Consider the following 16,937-nt stretch of genomic DNA (forward strand, 5'->3'; position numbering starts at 1 on the left):
TCCCCACCCAATGAATCTCATATGAAACTCACTCGATCAGGTGAGTTGGGTTGATCGCACAGGACGCGTCGACCGAACGGACGAGGAAGGCCAGGACATGGGACGCCACCGACGCTCCGCCGCCGGCCGCGCCGCCACGGGCCGCGCCACGGGGGTCAGTCAGACAGACGGTTCCGCAGGCTGGGACCAGGACCCGCTGGACTCGTACCCGGACACGCGGTCCGGCGAGACGGTGGGCATCGCCCCCTATCTCCACCAGGACGACTACGCCGGCGCCTACGCGACGACCGAGGCGTACCTCTTCGCGCCCGGCGACGGCCGCGACGACGGCTACGCCGAGGACTACGCCCGCGTGACGGAGACCGCCGTCTTCGCGCGCGACGGCCTCGCCCCCGGCGACGGCCCGTCGCGCGGCGGTTCCCGCCGACGCAAGAAGAAGAAGGCCGTCACCCCGGTCCGCACCGGTCTCCTCGGGGTCTCCGCGGCCGTCGCCATCGGCACCGTAGCGGTCGCCACGGGCGTGCTGCCCGGCGGTGACAACTACACCCTCGGCGGCGGCAGCAGCGACAAGGTGCAGTCCGCCGACTCCCCGACCAGCTCGCCGAGCGAGCAGGGCGGCACCTCCGGCAGCGCGGAGGCCCGCGAGGAGAGCGCGCCGGCCAGCCGGGACCAGGAGCGGGCCGCCTCGCCGACGCCGTCGGCCAAGGAGTCGACCGCCTCGGCGACGCCGACCAAGGAGCCGTCGAAGAAGCCGAAGGCGACCCCCACCACCCCGAGCAAGAAGCCGGAGAGCACCCCCTCGAAGACCGCGACGAAGGAGCCCGAGGCGCCGAGCGCCCCGGTCACCCTCTCGGAGGAGGCCGCCGCCGCGGCCCAGGTCCTCAAGCTGGTCAACGAGGAGCGGGCGAAGGTCGGGTGCAGCGCGGTCGCCGCCAACAGCGCGCTCGCCGATCTGGCCGCCGCCTTCAGCCAGGACATGGCCGACCGGGACTTCTTCGACCACACCGACCCCGACGGCCAGAGCCCCTGGGACCGTGCCGCCGCGGCCGGCATCACCAACCTCGGCGGCGAGAACATCGCCCGGGGCCAGGCCGACGCGGCCGCGGTGATGGACGCCTGGATGAACAGCCCCGGTCACCGCGCCAACATCCTGAACTGCGACTTCAAGACGCTGGGCGTCGGCGTCCAGTTCGGCACCGGCGGCCCTTGGTGGACGCAGAACTTCGGCTACTGAGATAACCGCAGGTCAGAGACCTAGGAACCCTTCTGGGCCGTCTCGGGGCCGTCATCCGTAGATTCGGCGTCCTGAAAGACGCGATCTACGGCGGCCCTGGTCCGGGTCTCACTCGACGGCATCAGGTGCGTGTACGTACGGAGCGTGAAGCCGGGGTCATGGTGGCCCAGGTACTCGCTCAACGCCTTGATGCTCTCCCCCGCGTCCAGGAGCACCGACGCGTAGAAGTGCCTCAGCGCGTGCATGCCGTTGTCCCGCCCTGTCTCGACGTCCGCCGCCCGTAGAGCCGGACGCCAGACGCGATCGTTGAACCGGTTGCGGTCCAGGGCCAGGCCGGCGGAACCCGTGAAGAGCAGGGACGCCGTGACCGGCGGGCCGTCGACGGTCTTCCACGGCAGGGTGATCTCCGTTGCCGGGTGGCACTTCAGGTGCGCGGCGAGCGCGAAGGCGACGGACTCAGGCAAGGGAACGTCACGCTCCTTGCCACTCTTGGGCGGAGCGAACACCGGCCGGTGGCGTTGGAGCAACTTGACCTGTCGCACGACGTGCACGACACCGCCCAGGAAGTCCACGTCTTCGACGGCCAGGCCGAAGGCTTCCCCCTGCCGCAGGCCGAGCCCGGCAGCCACACTCACGAGAGCCTGATAGGGATCCGGCAGCGCGGCGCGAACGGCCATGACGCGTTCCGCGGACCAGGGCTTGACCTTGCGAGGCTCCAGCCGAGGCGCCCGAACGGACCGCGCTCTGCACGGGTTCTCACGGATGACCCGGTCCTCAACAGCGGCCGTGAAGACGGTCGAGACATGCGCGAAGATCCCGCGTCGATACCCCGCCGAGAGCCCACGGTCTTCCAACGTCCGGAGCCACAGGCGGAGATGCGACGGTGTGAACGACGCCATGGGCCGGGTGCCCAGGTACGGAATCGCATGGAGCCGTAGCCGACTCTCGACGGACTCTCGCGTCGAGGGGTCCGTGATCTGCGTGGTCATCCACTCGGTGGCGTACTGCCCGAAGGTGACCTTGCCCGCGTCCGGACTGACGTAGTCGCCGCGCGACATGTCCGCCTCGATGTTGGCCAACCACTGTTCCGCCCTGCGCTTCTGCTTGTCCGGGAAACTCTTGGACTTCTCGGTGCCGTCGGGACCGACGTACCGGGCCCGGTAGCGCAGGCCAACGCCGAAGCGGTCGGTCTTGACCTTGCCGGTCTTGCCGTCGACTCCGCTCTCGACCTTGTACCAGCGGTCTTGGATGTGTCCGGCCATCAGGCGGCCCTTTCCATCTGGGACTCGACCCAGACGCGGACGTCTTCGGGGTCGAAGCGGAGGTGCCGGCCAACACGGAAGCCGCGCGGTCCGGTCTGCTTGCGGCGCCACTGGTAGACGGTCTCGACCGGGACTCCGAGGAGATCGGCCAGGTCGACCGGGGTCAGGTAGCGATCGGGCAGCGAGCGCCTCATGCCCACACCTCCATGTCGTCCATGTCGTGCAGGTCTGCGAGTGCTTCGCGTGCTGTCTCGCGGTTCAGGTGCAGGTCCCGGGCGATGCTGGCAGCGAGCCAGGACTCCCCCGGCGTGTGGCCCTGTCCGGCGTAGGCCCAGTGCGCGAGGACCAGCGTGGAGCCCTCCGAGTCGTCGAGGTCCTCGCAGAGCCCGCGTTCGCGGCGTTCCTGCCGTGCCCGGTAGTCGGCGCGGACCTGGCGCAGGGCGCCCAACGTCGTCGAGTAGCGGCGGGACTTGGTGGAGAAGTGCCCGCGGAAGCCGAGCATGTGAGCCCACCGGGCGAGCAGCCGGTCCGGGTAGGCGTCGTCGAGGTCCCAGCAGGCTTCGATCAGGCGCCGGGTGTGCGCGGGCAGCGGCAGCCTGTCCAGCTCGGACAGCTCACCGATCCGGTGATCCACGGTCCCCGTGGTCTCGGCCGCTTTGGTGGCGTACTTGGCGACGTAGGAGGCGACCGCCTGTTCCGTCAGTTCCTCACGGCCGAGGGCGCCGATGGGCTGCACGTCGACCTGGGAACCCCACCGCAGCGTGCGGGCCGGGAAGTCCCCGGCAGCCGGGACCGGCACGGACACCCGACCGGCAGCCGCCCGGATCGCATCGTCCAGGAGCACGGTCGTGGCCCACACGGGCGGGGAGGCGTCCGGGCCGTCCGGGCCGTCGAGGCGCACCACGGCGTGGAAGTGCACGGCGCCCCGCTTCTGGAACTCGGCGACCTTGCCGAACGAGACCCGGCACACCTCCTTCAGCTCCGCCTGCGTCAGCCCGGCGCGGGCGGCGATCTCCCGGCGCAGGTAGATCGTGAACCGGCGCCACAGGTCCCCGGCGAAGTTGTTGAACAGCACCGCACCCGCGTAGTCGTACCGGTCCGGGGCGAGCGCCGTACCGAGCGCCGGATCATCGTCGGCATGCTGGGCACCGCAGCGGCAGCGGCCGGACTCGGGCCGGTTGTGCACGGGCCCGAACGACGGCGCGGTCAGGGTGGCGAAGACGCGGGGGTGATCCCGCACATCCGAGGACACACCCTTGGCCGCATCCCCGGTGATCCCGGCCCGGATCAGGTGGTAGGTGTCCCCGGCGTAGGTCCAGGCACAGGCCGCACAACGCGAGGCCCGCCGGTTGCCGCACGCGACCCGCAGCATGCCACCCGGCTCCTGCGCGGTGCTGTACGAGTACAGGACATCCCCGGTGGCGCGGTCACGCGTCACGGTCTGCCCGGTCAGCCGGATCGGATGGGAACAGCCGCCCGTGCGGCGGACCTGCTCCTGCCAGCGGTCGAAGCCCGACGAGTTCGCCACCCGCAGCAGATCGGCCAGGGTCAAGGGGTCGGTGCCCAGAGAGGCCGCAGCACCAGCCACGGCCTCAGGGGCGACGGGGAACACCGTCACGCAGCACCCCCGCAGACGAAGCACGGGCCGTAGCCCTCCTCGTACCAGTCCGCGTCCACGTCCACGGCCCACGACGCCCACACCTGGCGGGTGTCGCCGCACTCGGGGCACGGGCTGTCCAGCAGGTGCTGCAAACCCCGATCCCGGGCCGCATCGCTCATGGGAACCGACAGCGTGAGGAGCGATGCCAGCTCGCCTGTGCGCCGGTCGCGCTTCGGGTTGGGGAAGCGCCCGGCGTGAGCCCGCTTCTGCTCGGCCGTGACCCGCTTCGCCTGACGGCAGCGACGGAAGCCTGAAGCGAGAGCGGCGGTACGGTGAAGTTCGTCCAGACCCATGCGGGTGACGCCCTGCGCGATCCAGGCGATGAGTCGGTCGTTTCCTCCGCCCTGGTGGTGATAGCCGTCCGGCATGTCCGAGGCGTACAACGCCACGGCCCGCTCACTGTTGGACAGCTCTTCCACCGTCACGGAGGACGATAACGGCGCGACGTTCTCGGCAACCAAGGTTGCAGGCATGATGGAGGTTCCCTTCACGGGGACGAAGGGGGCGGCGAAACTGCTTGGCGGTAGGAGCGCCGCCCCCGGCTCGAATCAACTCATCTAACTTCTCTTGTGTTACCTAGATTAGTTACCTGAAGTGGATGCGCAAGACCTTGGGGCAGATTTCTTTAGGTCACTTAGGTAACCTGGGGAAGTGACTGTTAGCCAGGACGACCCGCGCAGCGCCTACGAGCAGGTGGCCGACGACATCCGACGAAAGATCGCCACCGGGACCCTCAAGGCCGGCCAACGCCTGGATGGCAACGCCAAGATGGCCGAGCGGTACGGCGTAGCAGCCATGACCATCCGGCATGCTCTGGACATCCTGAGGGGCGAACAGCTCATCGTGAGTCAGCAGGGGCGCGGAACCTTCGTCGCCAGCGACCCAGCCGTGTCAGACCTGCCGGACGAGAGCGGCGGCATGGCCGAGGAACTGAGTCATATCAAGGCAGCGCTAGACCTGATCAACTCGCGGCTCGATCGTCTCGAAAAGCAGGTCCGCGATCGTCCTTGACCGAGGCCGCGAGCCGGTCGACTCGTTGGGCGGCTTCCTGCAACCTCCTACGGATCTCGTGCAGCTCGACTAATAACCGTGCCCTGTCCTCGACCCTCACTGCCGTTTCCCCCTGATAGTGATCAACCCAGCTTCATGCTGGCGGCGAGCCGCCTAATCTCTGCCGCGTTCGAGTAGCGACCCGTTGATCGCAGATCCTCAACGAGGTTCCGGGCGATGGGCCTGTTCCTTACATGCTGCGGAGCGATCCGATCCGCCTTGAGGATGGCCTCAGCCGCGCCCTCAGCCTTACCGTTCATCATCTGCCCGACAGCCGAGCAGACCCAGAAGTGGGATTGCCTCTCCCCCGACGCGATGCGCTCGACCGCCACCAGTTCGGCCCGGGAAAGTACGTCACGCGGGCGGCCCAGTTCCATGCTGACTTCGACAGAGTGAATCTCCGTGTTGACCGCGTTGAACTGGGTCTGGAAGACGTTGCCACCTTCGGAGACGCCGGCCGCGATGCGGCGAGCCTCGGTCAAGTGGGCTTCGGCTTCCGATTGATCCCAGAGCCGGGACCAGGCGACGGCCGCACGCAAGTGCATGGCCCCCCAGAGGGCCCGAACGGTCTCACCCCCGGCAGGCAAGTGCGGTTCGAGGTCATCCAGCGCCTTTCGAGCCATGTCCCGTGCGGCACCCAGCTCCCCCTCATGCAGCCAGACCCCGCACAGGTCCCAACGAGCAGCAGCCCTCAGGATCGGCGACTCGGCCCGCTCAGCCGCGACCAGCTCTCGCTGCACCGCACTCCAACCGAGGTCATGATGACCCAGGAGGTTGGAGGAGACCCGAGCCATGTGACTCGCCCGAAGCATGAGTCCTTCGGCCTGGAGAACGTCGTCGTCACCAGCCGCATCGCAGAGTACGACCAGGTCCCGAAGGATCTCGGGAAGCACGTCACCGAGGGCTGTGAACTTGGCGTCTTGGCGCAACTTCTCAGCTGCCTCTACACGAAGAGTCAGGTCGGGGAGGGTAGGGAGGGTAGCCGACGCGATCAGCGCAGCTCCTCCCGGCATGGTTGCTTGTTGAAGGGCGAGGCGAAGTCCCGGGATAGAGGCGTGGCCCGAGTCGAGTTCCGCCGAGTCGTGACGGTAGGGCTGGCCTGTCAGTTCGGTGACTTCTATGCCGAGGACTTCGGACAGTTGCCCCAGGACGCTCATGCGGTCGAGCGGCAGGCGCCCTGTTTCGATCTTCGAGACCCAGCTGACGGAGCGGTCGACAGCAGCAGCCAGTTGCGCCTGATCCCATCCGATACGTCGCCGTGCTCTTGCCACGCGCTGCCCAGTGGTCAGCTCTGCCGTCATCATGGGTTCCCTTCGACACTACGACGGTACCCACGCCAAGCTGTCGGGCTGTCAGTAAAAGTGACAGCGCCCGCCCGAACGCCCATGCCCCAAGCCTGAGTTACGGGTTTCTCTACCTCATCAAGCCTCGCTGCGCTCGCCGGTCCGGCGGCTGATGCGCTTGGCTCACCAGCCCGTACACGCCCCCAGGCGCATCACCGGCCGCTCTGGCCCACACGCCACCGCCACCACGATCCGGCCTCTGGAAGGGGAAGACCCAACCACGGCCAGAATCCAACGCCCCCGTTCCAGGGGCCACGCCGCACCCCTTTCCACCCGGTTGCCTACACCCAGTAGATCGGATCACCCGAGGGCCGCGCCAAGCGCGGCGGCGCCGGTCGGTCGCCGCCGCGCCGCCTCACTGTCTCCGCCACCGGCGCACGTCGCCGCCCGCCCGTCGCCGCACGCAGCGGCCACAATCCAACACGGGCACGGGGAACGAACGCTGATCCCCAACAGCGCAGATCAATGACGCTTTGTGCCACCGAAAGAGGCCGGATCGTGGTGGCGGCGACATGCGGTCCGACGCTGCCAGATGCGCAGGAGCCCGTACGGCCCGCGACGCCAGCACCACGCCGCCGGCCGAGCCGCGGACGCAGCCTTGAGCAGGGGGAAACCCGCTTCGGCTGGGGCGGTCGGCTCCACGGCTTTAGGCAGCCACTTTGGGGCGAGCCTCTAAGATCTTGGCCCCAACGTCGTGCTTTAACGGGCAGGTCAACAGACTGCCCGACGCGCCGGAAGCTTACGGGGCCAAGATCACTCGCCCCAAAGCAGCTCCAGCCCAAAGCCGCTCCACCGACCTATTGCCAATCGCGGCGGCTCGACTCTGTTGCGCCACTCAGTCATCGAGCTCAGCTTCAATGATCATGAACCAGTTTCTCAGTTGGCCCGCGGCCGGCAGGTCGTCAAGCAACTCGAACCCGTTTCTGGCGACGAAACGCTCGCTGGGTTTGTTCCGACTGTCGACACGCCCAAGGACGAGAGTCTCCCGGCTCGATTCCTGGTCCAACATGTCCGCCAACACGTCATCGAGGGCTTGATCAGCCAAGAGCCCTCCTGCTCCGCGGTGGACACGGGCAATACCAACAGCTTTGAGGACTCGGATCGGCCCCTCGAAGCCCAGATGCTTGCGCAGCGGCGTCTCAACGCCGGGGTTCCTTAGTCGTGCGTGAGAGGTACAAACAGCAAGGTCGCCTTCCACAAACCCAAGCAGAAGGCGACCACCGTACGCTGCGTCTTCATTGGCGTCAGCGAGAGCGTCTCCGGAGCGGAACCAGGTTTGAACCTCAAGCTCCCACTCGCGATGGTGGGGCGCTGGGCGACCGTTCCGAAGCCGACGAGCGGGTTCGGTGCAGGTAAACCCTTGCAGGAGCGTCTTGTCCGCTTTCGTAGCCGCACGCCACGAAAGATCGATCAAGCCCTCTTACGCACCTTCCGCCGTGGGACGTCTCCGGAACGTAGACGGTCCCGCAGGGCCAGCACCGTCGCCGGACCCAAAGGAGCATTGACACGGTCCCGGTACCGCCGCGGACTAGAGGAAACATCTCCACTGGTCAGCCAGGGGAAGGCTTCAGCACTAGTCTGGGTACTCACAGTGACGACGCTGACCTGCGACTCTCGACTCTGGTAGCTACCTGGCTGCACTTGCATCTGGATCGCCCCCTGTCGCCTGATCGAACGCCTTATCGGCACCTTGCAAGAGCTTAATGAGCTCCTGCAGCCTACTACGAGTAAAGACATAGCGACCCAGAACGTCAACAGGAACCGAGGTGATCCCGGCCGCCTGCTCCGCCACATCCTCAGGTGACCCAACCAAGAACGGCGGGTCCACATGACCCACCATCAGATACACAGCATCAGGGCCTGCGCTCGTCGGCACGCCTAGGGATATAGCGAACTGGTTTGCCACTTGAGGTTTCGGCTGCTCACGGGGCCACCGCACACTGAGGGTGTAGACCTGACGGTCGGAACTCTCTGACATGCTCACACCTCCAGTCTGCCATGATGGCTCCGATCCCGTGATGTGCGCATACCCCCTTGTAGAGCCCGGGTATCCAACCCAAAGTAGTCACGCTGAGTGATATTCGCGAGACGGGCGACGTGAACCATCAGTACGCTCCGTCGCAAGCTGAACTACGTTCACGGAGCGTACTGATGGTTCACGTCGCCCGTGCGGTCTTTGCTGAAAATTTACTCAGGTGACGGATCTACTCGCCTTCGCTATCTAGAGTCTGAGGCATCCAGCCGACCGAGACCACACGATTCGCCTGAACGAATCGTGACCTTGGCTACGTGCAGCGCCGCCTAGCCTCACCTAGGACTCCTTCGCCACCCTCTTGGGCCGCCATGGGGCCGTATACGGCTGCTCGACAACGACCGACATTGACAGTGGTTGACAGGTCAAAACGCACGTCACAGCCACGGCCATCTAGAGCGTGCAGGTCTCAACCTCGCCACTTCACTTCTTCGGCTACTGAGCCCGCGCGGGTTGCGCTGACCGGCGGTTAGCGCAACCTGACGGGCAGCGCTGTGCTCGCGTACGCTTCGAGTATGGACCGCACACAGGAGCGCACGGCGGAGCAGGAGTTGCCGTACAACGTGTTCGCCAGGGCGTGTCCCTCGCGGGGCACGCTGGAGCACGTCACGGGACGGTGGGGTGCGCTCACCCTGGGCGCGCTGCACGAGGGCCCGCTGCGCTTCAACGAGCTGCGCCGGCGGGTCGACGGGGTGAGCGAGAAGATGCTCTCCCAGACCCTGCACGCGCTGGAGCGGGACGGACTGGTCGACCGTGAGGCCCAGCCGACCAACCCGCCCCGCGTGGACTACGAGCTGACCCCGCTGGGACGCGGTGTCGCCGAGCGGCTGCTCGCCCTGATCCACTTCGTGGAGGGCGAGATGGACGGCGTCCTGAGCGCGCGCGACCGCTACGACGCGATCCGCGGCACGCGCTGACACTGGGGGCAGAAGTAGCTCGACCGGTTCATCCAGGGCCGTCGGCGCATCGGCGTACCGCACCGCTTGCAGGGCAGGCCCTCGCGGCCGTACGCGTCCAGGGACCGGTCGAAGTAGCCGGACTCTCCGTTGACGTTGACGTAGAGGCTGTCGAAACTGGTGCCGCCGACGGCGAGGGCCGCGTTCATCACGTCCCGTACATGGCCGAGGAGTTCGGCGGTGCGCGGGCGGGTGAGGTTCGCCGTGGGCCGGTCGTAGTGCAGGCGGGAGCGCCAAAGGGCCTCGTCCGCGTAGATGTTGCCGACGCCGCTGATCAACGACTGGTCGAGCAGGGCCCGTTTGATCGTGGTGCGCTTGCGGCGCAGCGCCTGGTGGAACGCCTCGTCGTCGAAGAGCGGGTCGAGCGGATCGCGGGCGATGTGCGCGATGACGTCGGGCAGTCCGTCCGGGGTGGTGTCGTGCAACGACATTCCGCCGAAGGTGCGTTGGTCGACGAAGCGGAGTTCGGTGCCGCCCGCCGCGGCGGCGGCTGATGCCTGCATGTCGGCGAACCGCACCCGGATGCGCAGATGCTTCTCGTCGGGTGAATCGTGCGGCTGGACCAGGAGTTGGCCGCTCATGCCGAGGTGCGCCAGGACGGACTGGCCGGTGTCCTCCAGCGGCAGCCACAGGTACTTGCCGCGGCGGCTCGGCACCCCGAAGCGGTGCCCCTTGAGCCGGTGGGTGAAGTCGTCGGCGCCCGCGAGGTGCCGACGCACCGCGCGCGGATGCAGGACCTCGACCTCGGCGACGGTGCGGTGCGCGACCCAGCGCTCCAGTCCGCGCCGGACGACCTCCACCTCGGGCAACTCGGGCATGGATCGATCCCCCGTACGGGCCGGTGTATGAACCGAGCGCCCGCCCCAAGGGTACGGGGGCGGGCGCTCGGGGTTCGGTCAGGCGGAGGCGGACGCCTCGTCGGCGTCCGCGGCGGCGGTCCCCGCCTCCGCGGCAGCCTTCGCGGCGCGCTCGTCCGCCGCGGCCCGGATGGACCGCCAGGCGGACTCGGCGGCTTGCTGCTCCGCCTCCTTCTTGCTGCGGCCGGTGCCGGTGCCGTACGAGACGCCTCCGACGCGGGCGGCAGCAGTGAAGGTCTTCTCGTGGTCGGGGCCGGTCTCCGTGACCAGGTACTCGGGAACACCGAGCCCCTCGGTCGCGGTGAGCTCCTGGAGACTGGTCTTCCAGTCCAGGCCGGCACCGAGGTTCGAGGACTTCTCGATCAGGGGATCGAACAGGCGGTGCACCAGCTCCGCCGCAGAGTCCAGGCCCTGGTCGAGATAGACCGCGCCGATCACCGCTTCCAGGGTGTCGGCGAGGATGGATGCCTTGTCCCGGCCGCCCGTGCCCTCTTCACCTCGGCCGAGCCGGATGAAGGAACCCAGGTCGAGGCCGCGTCCGACCTCCGCCAGTGCACGCGAGTTGACCACCGCGGCCCGCAACTTGGCCAGTTGGCCTTCGGGCAGGTCGGGGTGGGTCCGGTACAGCGTGTCGGTGACGACGAGACCGAGCACGGAGTCCCCGAGGAACTCCAGACGCTCGTTCGTCGGCAGACCGCCGTTCTCGTACGCGTACGAGCGGTGAGTCAGCGCACGCACCAGAAGGGCGGACTCGAGCTTGTACCCGAGCCGCCCTTCCAACAGCGTGTGGGACGAGGCCGTGGTCTCCGCAGAGTTTTTCTTCGGCGTGGACACAGTGCCTCTCACCAGCCGCTCAGACCTCGAGGACCTGGCGCTTGTTGTAGGTGCCGCAAGCCGGGCACGCGATGTGCTGCAGCTTGGGCTCGTGGCAGCGCTCGCACGCAACCAGGGTGGGGACCGCAGCCTTCCACTGCGACCGGCGGTGGCGCGTGTTGCTGCGCGACATCTTCCGCTTCGGAACAGCCACGGCTACTTCTCCTGCTTCTCGTCGACGCCCGCTTCCGCTTCGGCGCCGCTCATCTCGTCCTTCTCGCCGTCTCCGAGTGAACCGGCGAGTCCCTGCAGTGCCGCCCAACGGATGTCGACGGCGTCATGGTGGTGGTCCGGGTCGTCCGCGAGGCGCGCGCCGCACTCGGCGCACAGACCAGGGCAGTCTTCCTGGCACACCGGCTGCATCGGCAGTGCGAGCACCACCGCGTCGCGCAGCACGGGTTCGAGGTCGAACAGGCCGTCCTCGAGATGGAGCCTGTCCTCGTCTTCCTCGGCGTCGTCGTCGGGTTCCGCTTTCACGCGGCCCCGCTCGTCGGCGTCGGGGTACGAGAACATCTCCTGGAAGTCCGCTTCGAGCTCGTGCCGAAGCGGCTCCAGACACCTTACGCACTCCCCCTCGGCCAGTGCACGGGCGGTGCCTGTGACAAGCACCCCTTCCATGACCGACTCAAGTCGGAGTTCGAGCTCGACCGGGGCGCCTTCCGGCACTCCGATGACGTCCTTCAGACCGAGGTCCTTGGGCGCGTCGATCGTGCGGGTCAGGCGCTGGAGCGCGCCAGGACGCCGACCCAGCTCGTGTGTGTCGAACACGAGAGGGTTGCGGTGGTCGAGGCGGGCGTTCAGAACCATTCCTGTTTCGATCTTCCAAGCTCAGGGGGACGCTGCCCCCGGTGTCCCCGGGCAGCGCTGATCGCGGACGTACGCGCGACCGAAGAGCCAGGATACTGGACCTTTCGCTGTCAGCCCAATCCGGTGCTCCCGGCGCCGCCCGGCGGGCTCAGCCCTGGCCGCGACCCTGCTCGTAGGCGCGCAGCTGCTCCGCGCTGATCATGCTGGTGTCGAAGAGGCTGGTCTCGTCGAGGGCGTACCCCTGCTGAGCCTGCTGGGGCACCTGGTGCGGGTCGTACCCGCCCTGCTGGGCGTCGTAGCCCTGGTACGTGCCGTCCTGCGCCGGGGCGTAGCCGGAGGCGGCCGCGTAGGGGTCCGCCTGCTGGTAGCCGTACGCGTCCTGCTGGGCGTAGGCGGGCTGGTCGTAGCCGCCGTATCCCGGGTCGTACGGCTGGGCGTCGTACGCGGGCTGCGGCGGGGCGTAGACCGGCTGCTCGGGTTGCCGGCGCGGGGCGTCCTGCTCGGCGAGGGCGGCGAGGTCGGCCAGGTAGTCGGCGTCGCTGGAGTGCTGGACGGTGCCGAGATCGTCGGCGAGGGAGCCCAGGTCGTCGGTGGCGATCCGGCCGTGCAGCTTCTGGCGGCCGCGGCCGACCGCCTCCAGGGTCTTGGCCAGGACCGCCTCGAAGGCGCCGAGCTTGACGTCGACGTATTCGTCGGCGCTGCGGCGCAGGGTCTCGGGGTCGTGGGAGCGCTCGGGGGCGTCCTCGTCCTCGTAGCCCTGCTCGTCCACGCCCGGACCCGTGCCCAGCAGCTTCTCTCGGCCGCGGCCGACGGAGCCGAGGGTCTTGGTGAGGACGACCTCGAAGTTGGCGAGCTTGGAGTCGACGTAGTCGTCGGCCTCGGCGCGGACGTCCTCGGCCTCCTTCTGCGCCTCGGAGAGGATCCGGTCGGCCTCGGCCTGGGAGCGGCGGGCGACCTCCGTGTCGGAGATCAGCGAGCCGCGCTCGGCGTGGGCGCCCTGGATGATCCGCTCGGCCTCCGCGCGGGCCTGCTCGACCATGTGCTCACGGTCGCCGATCAGCTCCTGCGCCTGCGCGAGGGAGCCGGGCAGCGCCTGGCGGACCTCGTCGAGCAGCGAGAGCAGCTCGGCGCGGTTGACCACGCACGAGGCCGACATCGGCATCGACCGGGCACTGGAGACCGCGGACACGATCTCGTCGAGCTTCTTCTGCACGTCCATCGTGTGCTCGCCACTCTCTACAGCCGTGTTGGAGACGGACGGGTCGACTGTAGCCCCATCAGTCCTTGCGCAGACGCTCGTTCAGGGCTTCCAGTACCTGCGGGGGCACCAGGTGCGAGACGTCGCCGCCCCAGGTCGCGACCTCCTTGACGAGCGAGGAGGACAGGAAGCTGTAGGTCGGGTTGGTGGGGACGAAGAGGGTCTCCACGCCCGAGAGGCCGTTGTTCATCTGGGCCATCTGCAGCTCGTAGTCGAAGTCGCTGACCGCGCGCAGGCCCTTGACGATGGCGGGGATGTCGCGCTGCTTGCAGAAGTCGACGAGGAGTCCGTGGAAGGCCTCGACCTTCACGTTGCCGTACTCGGCGGTGACCCGTCGGATGAGTTCGAGGCGCTCCTCGACCTCGAACAGGCCCTTCTTGGACTGGTTGATCATCACCGCGACGTAGACCTCGTCGTACAGCCTGGAGGCACGGGCAATGATGTCGAGGTGTCCGTTGGTGATCGGGTCGAACGACCCGGGACAGACGGCACGGCGCACTTGAGGTCCCTCGCTCTCCGGTCCGGTCATCGTGCGTCTTCGCACGGTGAGGCGGCGCGACCGTACCAAAACGTTCCCTCGCCGTAGCGACGGGCCCGGATCGCTTCGAAACCGTCCGGCCAGCGGAATTCGCCACCTCTGGTGCTGCGCTCCACGGTGACGAGGGCGTCCTCGGCGAGCCAGCCCTCGGTGCGGAGTGTGAGGAGAATCTCCCGAAGATCGTCGTCCGTCACGGCGTACGGGGGGTCCAGGAAGACGATGTCGTACGGATGTTCAGGCGCCGGTGTCCTGATGATCTGTTCCGCTTTACCGGCGCGGACCTCGGCGCCGGGGAGACCGAGGTTCTTCACGTTCTCCCGGACCACACGGGCGGCGCGGGCGTCCGCCTCGACCAGGAGGGCGTGGCTCGCGCCCCGGGAGAGGGCCTCCAGGCCCACGGCGCCCGATCCGGCGTAGAGGTCCAGGACGCGTTCGCCGTCCAGGGCGCCGCCGAGGAGGGACTGCCAGGTGGAGAGGAGACCCTCGCGTGCGCGGTCCGAGGTGGGGCGGGTGCCGGTGCCTGGCGGCACGGCCAGGCGACGGCCGCCGGCTGTGCCGGCGATCACGCGGGTCATCTTGGGTCCTTCTCCGTGAGCGGCTTGAGGTATCAGTGTGGCTGGTCGCGCCCGCGCGGCGGTAGCCGCATATGGATTACAGCCCCGCGCCCCCAGGGGGTTCCGCCTCACCCCTTTTCGAGGTACTGCTCTCTTTCCTCGTCCAGGAGGGCGTCCAGGGCCGTTTTGAGACCCGGGAGGTCCTGGAGTTCGGGGTCGGCCGCCACCACTGCCGTGGCCTCCGCTCTGGCCTCCGCGATGATCTCCTCGTCCTCGATGACCGCCAGCATCCGCAGGCTGGTGCGGGCGCCGGACTGGGCCTGGCCGAGGACGTCGCCCTCGCGGCGCTGCTCCAGGTCGATACGGGAGAGCTCGAAGCCGTCGAGGGTGGCGGCCACCGAGTTCAGCCGCTGCCGGGCCGGGCTCGCCTCGGGCATCTCGGTGACCAGCAGGCACAGGCCGGGCGCCGAGCCGCGGCCGACCCGACCGCGCAGCTGGTGCAGCTGGGATACGCCGAAGCGGTCCGCGTCCATGATCACCATCGCGGTGGCGTTGGGGACGTTGACGCCGACCTCGATGACGGTCGTGGCGACCAGGACGTCGGTCTCCCCCGCGGCGAACCGACGCATCACCGCGTCCTTGTCGTCGGGGTGCATCCTGCCGTGCAGCACCTCCACCCGCAGACCGTTCAGCGGGCCGCGGGCGAGCTGGTCGGCCACGTCGAGGACGGCGAGCGGGGGCCGCTTGTCCGCGTCCTCGCCGGTCTGCTTCCCGGTCTTCTTCCCGTCCTCCTCCTCGTCCCCGATGCGGGGGCAGACCACGTAGGCCTGGTGGCCGTTCTCCACCTCCTCGCGCACCCGCTCCCACGCGCGGGCGAGGAAGTGGGGCTTGTCGGCGGCGGGGACGACATGGCTGGCGATGGGTGAGCGGCCGGCCGGGAGCTGGTCCAGGACGGAGGTCTCCAGGTCGCCGAAGACGGTCATAGCGACCGTGCGCGGGATGGGGGTGGCCGTCATGACCAGCAGATGCGGCGGCTGCTTGCCCTTGCCGCGCAGGGCGTCGCGCTGCTCGACGCCGAAGCGGTGCTGTTCGTCGACCACGACCAGGCCGAGGTCGTGGAACTGCACCTTGTCCTCGATCAGGGCATGGGTGCCGATGACCAGGCCGGCCTCGCCGGTGACGAGGTCGAGCAGGGCCTGACGGCGGGCGGCGGTGCCCATGGACCCGGTCAGCAGCACCACCTTGGTGGCGTGCTCCGCCCCGCCGAGCATGCCGCCCTCGGCCAGCTCCCCCATCATCTCCACGACGGACCGGTGGTGCTGCTGGGCGAGCACCTCGGTGGGGGCCAGCATCGCGGCCTGTCCCCCGGCGTCCACGACGGCGAGCATGGCGCGCAGGGCCACCAGGGTCTTGCCCGAGCCGACCTCGCCCTGGAGCAGCCGGTGCATCGGGTGTTCGGTGGCCAGGTCGGTGAAGATCTCGGCGGAGACCCGCTGCTGGCCCTCGGTGAGGGTGAAGGGGAGGCGGTCGTCGAAGGCGGTGAGGAGGCCGTCGGGGAGGGGGGTGCGGGCCACCGCGGGGAGCAGGGCGTCGGCGTGGCGGCGGCGGGCCAGGGCGACCTGGAGGACGAAGGCCTCGTCCCACTTCAGCCGGGCGCGGGCGTCGGCGATGTCCGCCTTGGTGTGCGGGCGGTGGATCTTGAGCAGGGCCTCGGGCAGGGAGACCAGTCCGCGGCCCTCGCGGAGGCTGTCCGGGAGGGGGTCCACGGCGTCCTGGGCCGTCGGCAGCACCGTCTGGAGCGCCTTGCCGATCTTCCAGGACTCCAGCTTCGCGGTGGCGGGGTAGAGCGGGATGAGGGCGCCGGCCCAGGTCTCCACCGACTCCTCGCCGTCGCCGCGCAGCAGTTCGTAGGCGGGGTGGGCGAGCTGGAGGCGGCGGTTGAAGAGGGAGACCTTGCCCGCGAACATCGCCCGGGTGCCGGGCAGCAGCTCCTTGTGGGGCTTGTGAACGCCGTTGCCGAAGAAGACCAGTTGCAATCGTCCGCTGCCGTCGGTGATGGTCACCTCCAGCCGCTGGCCCTTGCCGCGCGGGGCCTTGGCCGAGGCGAAGGTGTGCAGCCGGGCGTCGGCGACCTGGGCGACCACCGTGACGTGCTCGTCCATGGGGAGGTCGGCGACGGGGGTGAGCTGCCCGCGCTCCTCGTACCGGCGCGGGTAGTGGTGCAGGAGGTCGCCGACGGTGTGCAGGCCGAGGTGCTCGGCCATCACCTTCGCGGTGGCGGGGCCGAGCACCGACTTCAGTGGCTGCTGGAGTGGTTCTTGCAGTGCGGGCACGAGATCCATTGCACACCACGGCACTGACAACCTCGGGCAGGTCCCCGCCCAAGAGCCGTACAAGTCCTGGGAAACCCCTGGTCAGACGGCTGGATAGGGACTTAGGATGACGCGTCTCACGGCCATCCTTCGCGGTCATCGCCTCACACGGACCGCCCGACCCCGCGCCGCCCCCCTCCC

General features: G+C 68.6%; 17 protein-coding genes. 3 read left to right on the top strand and 14 right to left on the bottom strand.

Features of this window, described 5'->3' with window-relative positions:
• Positions 1-97: 97 nt before the first annotated feature.
• The gene (locus AB0E07_RS21835) at positions 98-1,234 is read left to right on the top strand and encodes a CAP domain-containing protein (RefSeq protein WP_362254470.1); all 1,137 of its coding nucleotides are present in this window, start codon (positions 98-100) and stop codon (positions 1,232-1,234) included.
• Between the two features lie 20 nt (positions 1,235-1,254).
• Here the strand turns inward: AB0E07_RS21835 and AB0E07_RS21840 are convergent, their stop codons facing one another.
• Genes AB0E07_RS21840 through AB0E07_RS21855 form a run of 4 tightly spaced genes read right to left on the bottom strand, consistent with a single transcriptional unit; the run spans position 1,255 to position 4,629 of the window.
• Complete coding sequence (locus AB0E07_RS21840) at positions 1,255-2,496, bottom strand: site-specific integrase (protein WP_362254473.1); 1,242 nt, start codon at positions 2,494-2,496, stop codon at positions 1,255-1,257.
• Positions 2,496-2,690 carry a helix-turn-helix domain-containing protein gene (locus tag AB0E07_RS21845; protein WP_362254475.1) on the bottom strand — a complete coding sequence of 65 codons (195 nt, stop codon included), beginning with the start codon at positions 2,688-2,690 and terminating at the stop codon, positions 2,496-2,498. The genes AB0E07_RS21840 and AB0E07_RS21845 overlap by 1 nt, the downstream gene beginning before the upstream one ends.
• On the bottom strand, positions 2,687-4,084 hold the full coding sequence (gene repSA, locus AB0E07_RS21850; RefSeq protein ID WP_362254587.1) for a replication initiator protein RepSA: 1,398 nt from the start codon (positions 4,082-4,084) through the stop codon (positions 2,687-2,689). Before repSA ends, AB0E07_RS21845 begins: the two co-directional genes overlap by 4 nt.
• Positions 4,085-4,110: 26 nt before the next feature.
• A complete protein-coding gene (locus AB0E07_RS21855; protein WP_362254478.1) occupies positions 4,111-4,629 on the bottom strand; it encodes a hypothetical protein in 519 nt (172 codons plus the stop codon).
• A 178-nt stretch (positions 4,630-4,807) separates the two neighbouring features.
• Here AB0E07_RS21855 and AB0E07_RS21860 point away from each other — a divergent pair, with 178 nt between their 5' ends.
• On the top strand, positions 4,808-5,167 hold the full coding sequence (locus AB0E07_RS21860; RefSeq protein WP_362254481.1) for a winged helix-turn-helix domain-containing protein: 360 nt from the start codon (positions 4,808-4,810) through the stop codon (positions 5,165-5,167).
• A 122-nt stretch (positions 5,168-5,289) separates the two neighbouring features.
• On the opposite strand, the gene AB0E07_RS21865 is transcribed toward AB0E07_RS21860, so the two are convergent.
• Complete coding sequence (locus tag AB0E07_RS21865; protein WP_362254483.1) at positions 5,290-6,507, bottom strand: helix-turn-helix transcriptional regulator; 1,218 nt, start codon at positions 6,505-6,507, stop codon at positions 5,290-5,292.
• Positions 6,508-7,384: 877 nt separating this feature from the next.
• Positions 7,385-7,963 (bottom strand): hypothetical protein, encoded by a 579-nt coding sequence (locus AB0E07_RS21870; RefSeq protein WP_362254486.1) that lies wholly within the window; start codon positions 7,961-7,963, stop codon positions 7,385-7,387.
• A 1,133-nt stretch (positions 7,964-9,096) separates the two neighbouring features.
• Here AB0E07_RS21870 and AB0E07_RS21875 point away from each other — a divergent pair.
• Positions 9,097-9,498 (top strand): helix-turn-helix domain-containing protein, encoded by a 402-nt coding sequence (locus tag AB0E07_RS21875; protein ID WP_362254489.1) that lies wholly within the window; start codon positions 9,097-9,099, stop codon positions 9,496-9,498.
• Here AB0E07_RS21875 and mutM read toward each other — a convergent pair.
• The 8 genes from mutM to recG form a co-directional block, all read right to left on the bottom strand.
• Positions 9,471-10,355 (bottom strand): bifunctional DNA-formamidopyrimidine glycosylase/DNA-(apurinic or apyrimidinic site) lyase, encoded by an 885-nt coding sequence (gene mutM / locus AB0E07_RS21880; protein WP_362254492.1) that lies wholly within the window; start codon positions 10,353-10,355, stop codon positions 9,471-9,473. The two genes, AB0E07_RS21875 and mutM, sit on opposite strands and share 28 nt — an antisense overlap.
• A 78-nt stretch (positions 10,356-10,433) precedes the next feature.
• Positions 10,434-11,228 (bottom strand): ribonuclease III, encoded by a 795-nt coding sequence (gene rnc, locus AB0E07_RS21885; protein WP_362254495.1) that lies wholly within the window; start codon positions 11,226-11,228, stop codon positions 10,434-10,436.
• A gap of 19 nt (positions 11,229-11,247) precedes the next feature.
• Positions 11,248-11,421 carry a 50S ribosomal protein L32 gene (rpmF, locus tag AB0E07_RS21890; protein WP_006139588.1) on the bottom strand — a complete coding sequence of 58 codons (174 nt, stop codon included), beginning with the start codon at positions 11,419-11,421 and terminating at the stop codon, positions 11,248-11,250.
• A 2-nt stretch (positions 11,422-11,423) separates the two neighbouring features.
• On the bottom strand, positions 11,424-12,074 hold the full coding sequence (locus tag AB0E07_RS21895; RefSeq protein WP_362254498.1) for a YceD family protein: 651 nt from the start codon (positions 12,072-12,074) through the stop codon (positions 11,424-11,426).
• A gap of 148 nt (positions 12,075-12,222) precedes the next feature.
• Positions 12,223-13,293: a cell division initiation protein gene (locus tag AB0E07_RS21900; protein WP_362254501.1), complete on the bottom strand. Its 1,071-nt coding sequence runs from the start codon at positions 13,291-13,293 to the stop codon at positions 12,223-12,225.
• Positions 13,294-13,351: 58 nt separating this feature from the next.
• Positions 13,352-13,831 (bottom strand): pantetheine-phosphate adenylyltransferase, encoded by a 480-nt coding sequence (coaD, locus tag AB0E07_RS21905; protein WP_362254590.1) that lies wholly within the window; start codon positions 13,829-13,831, stop codon positions 13,352-13,354.
• A gap of 26 nt (positions 13,832-13,857) precedes the next feature.
• Positions 13,858-14,445, bottom strand: a complete 588-nt coding sequence (gene rsmD / locus AB0E07_RS21910; RefSeq protein WP_362254504.1) for a 16S rRNA (guanine(966)-N(2))-methyltransferase RsmD — start codon at positions 14,443-14,445, stop codon at positions 13,858-13,860.
• Positions 14,446-14,552: 107 nt separating this feature from the next.
• A complete protein-coding gene (gene recG / locus AB0E07_RS21915; RefSeq protein ID WP_362254507.1) occupies positions 14,553-16,766 on the bottom strand; it encodes an ATP-dependent DNA helicase RecG in 2,214 nt (737 codons plus the stop codon).
• Positions 16,767-16,937 lie beyond the last annotated feature (171 nt).

Origin of the sequence: Streptomyces sp. NPDC048002, assembly GCF_040653275.1 — a bacterium.
Classification (GTDB): domain Bacteria; phylum Actinomycetota; class Actinomycetes; order Streptomycetales; family Streptomycetaceae; genus Streptomyces.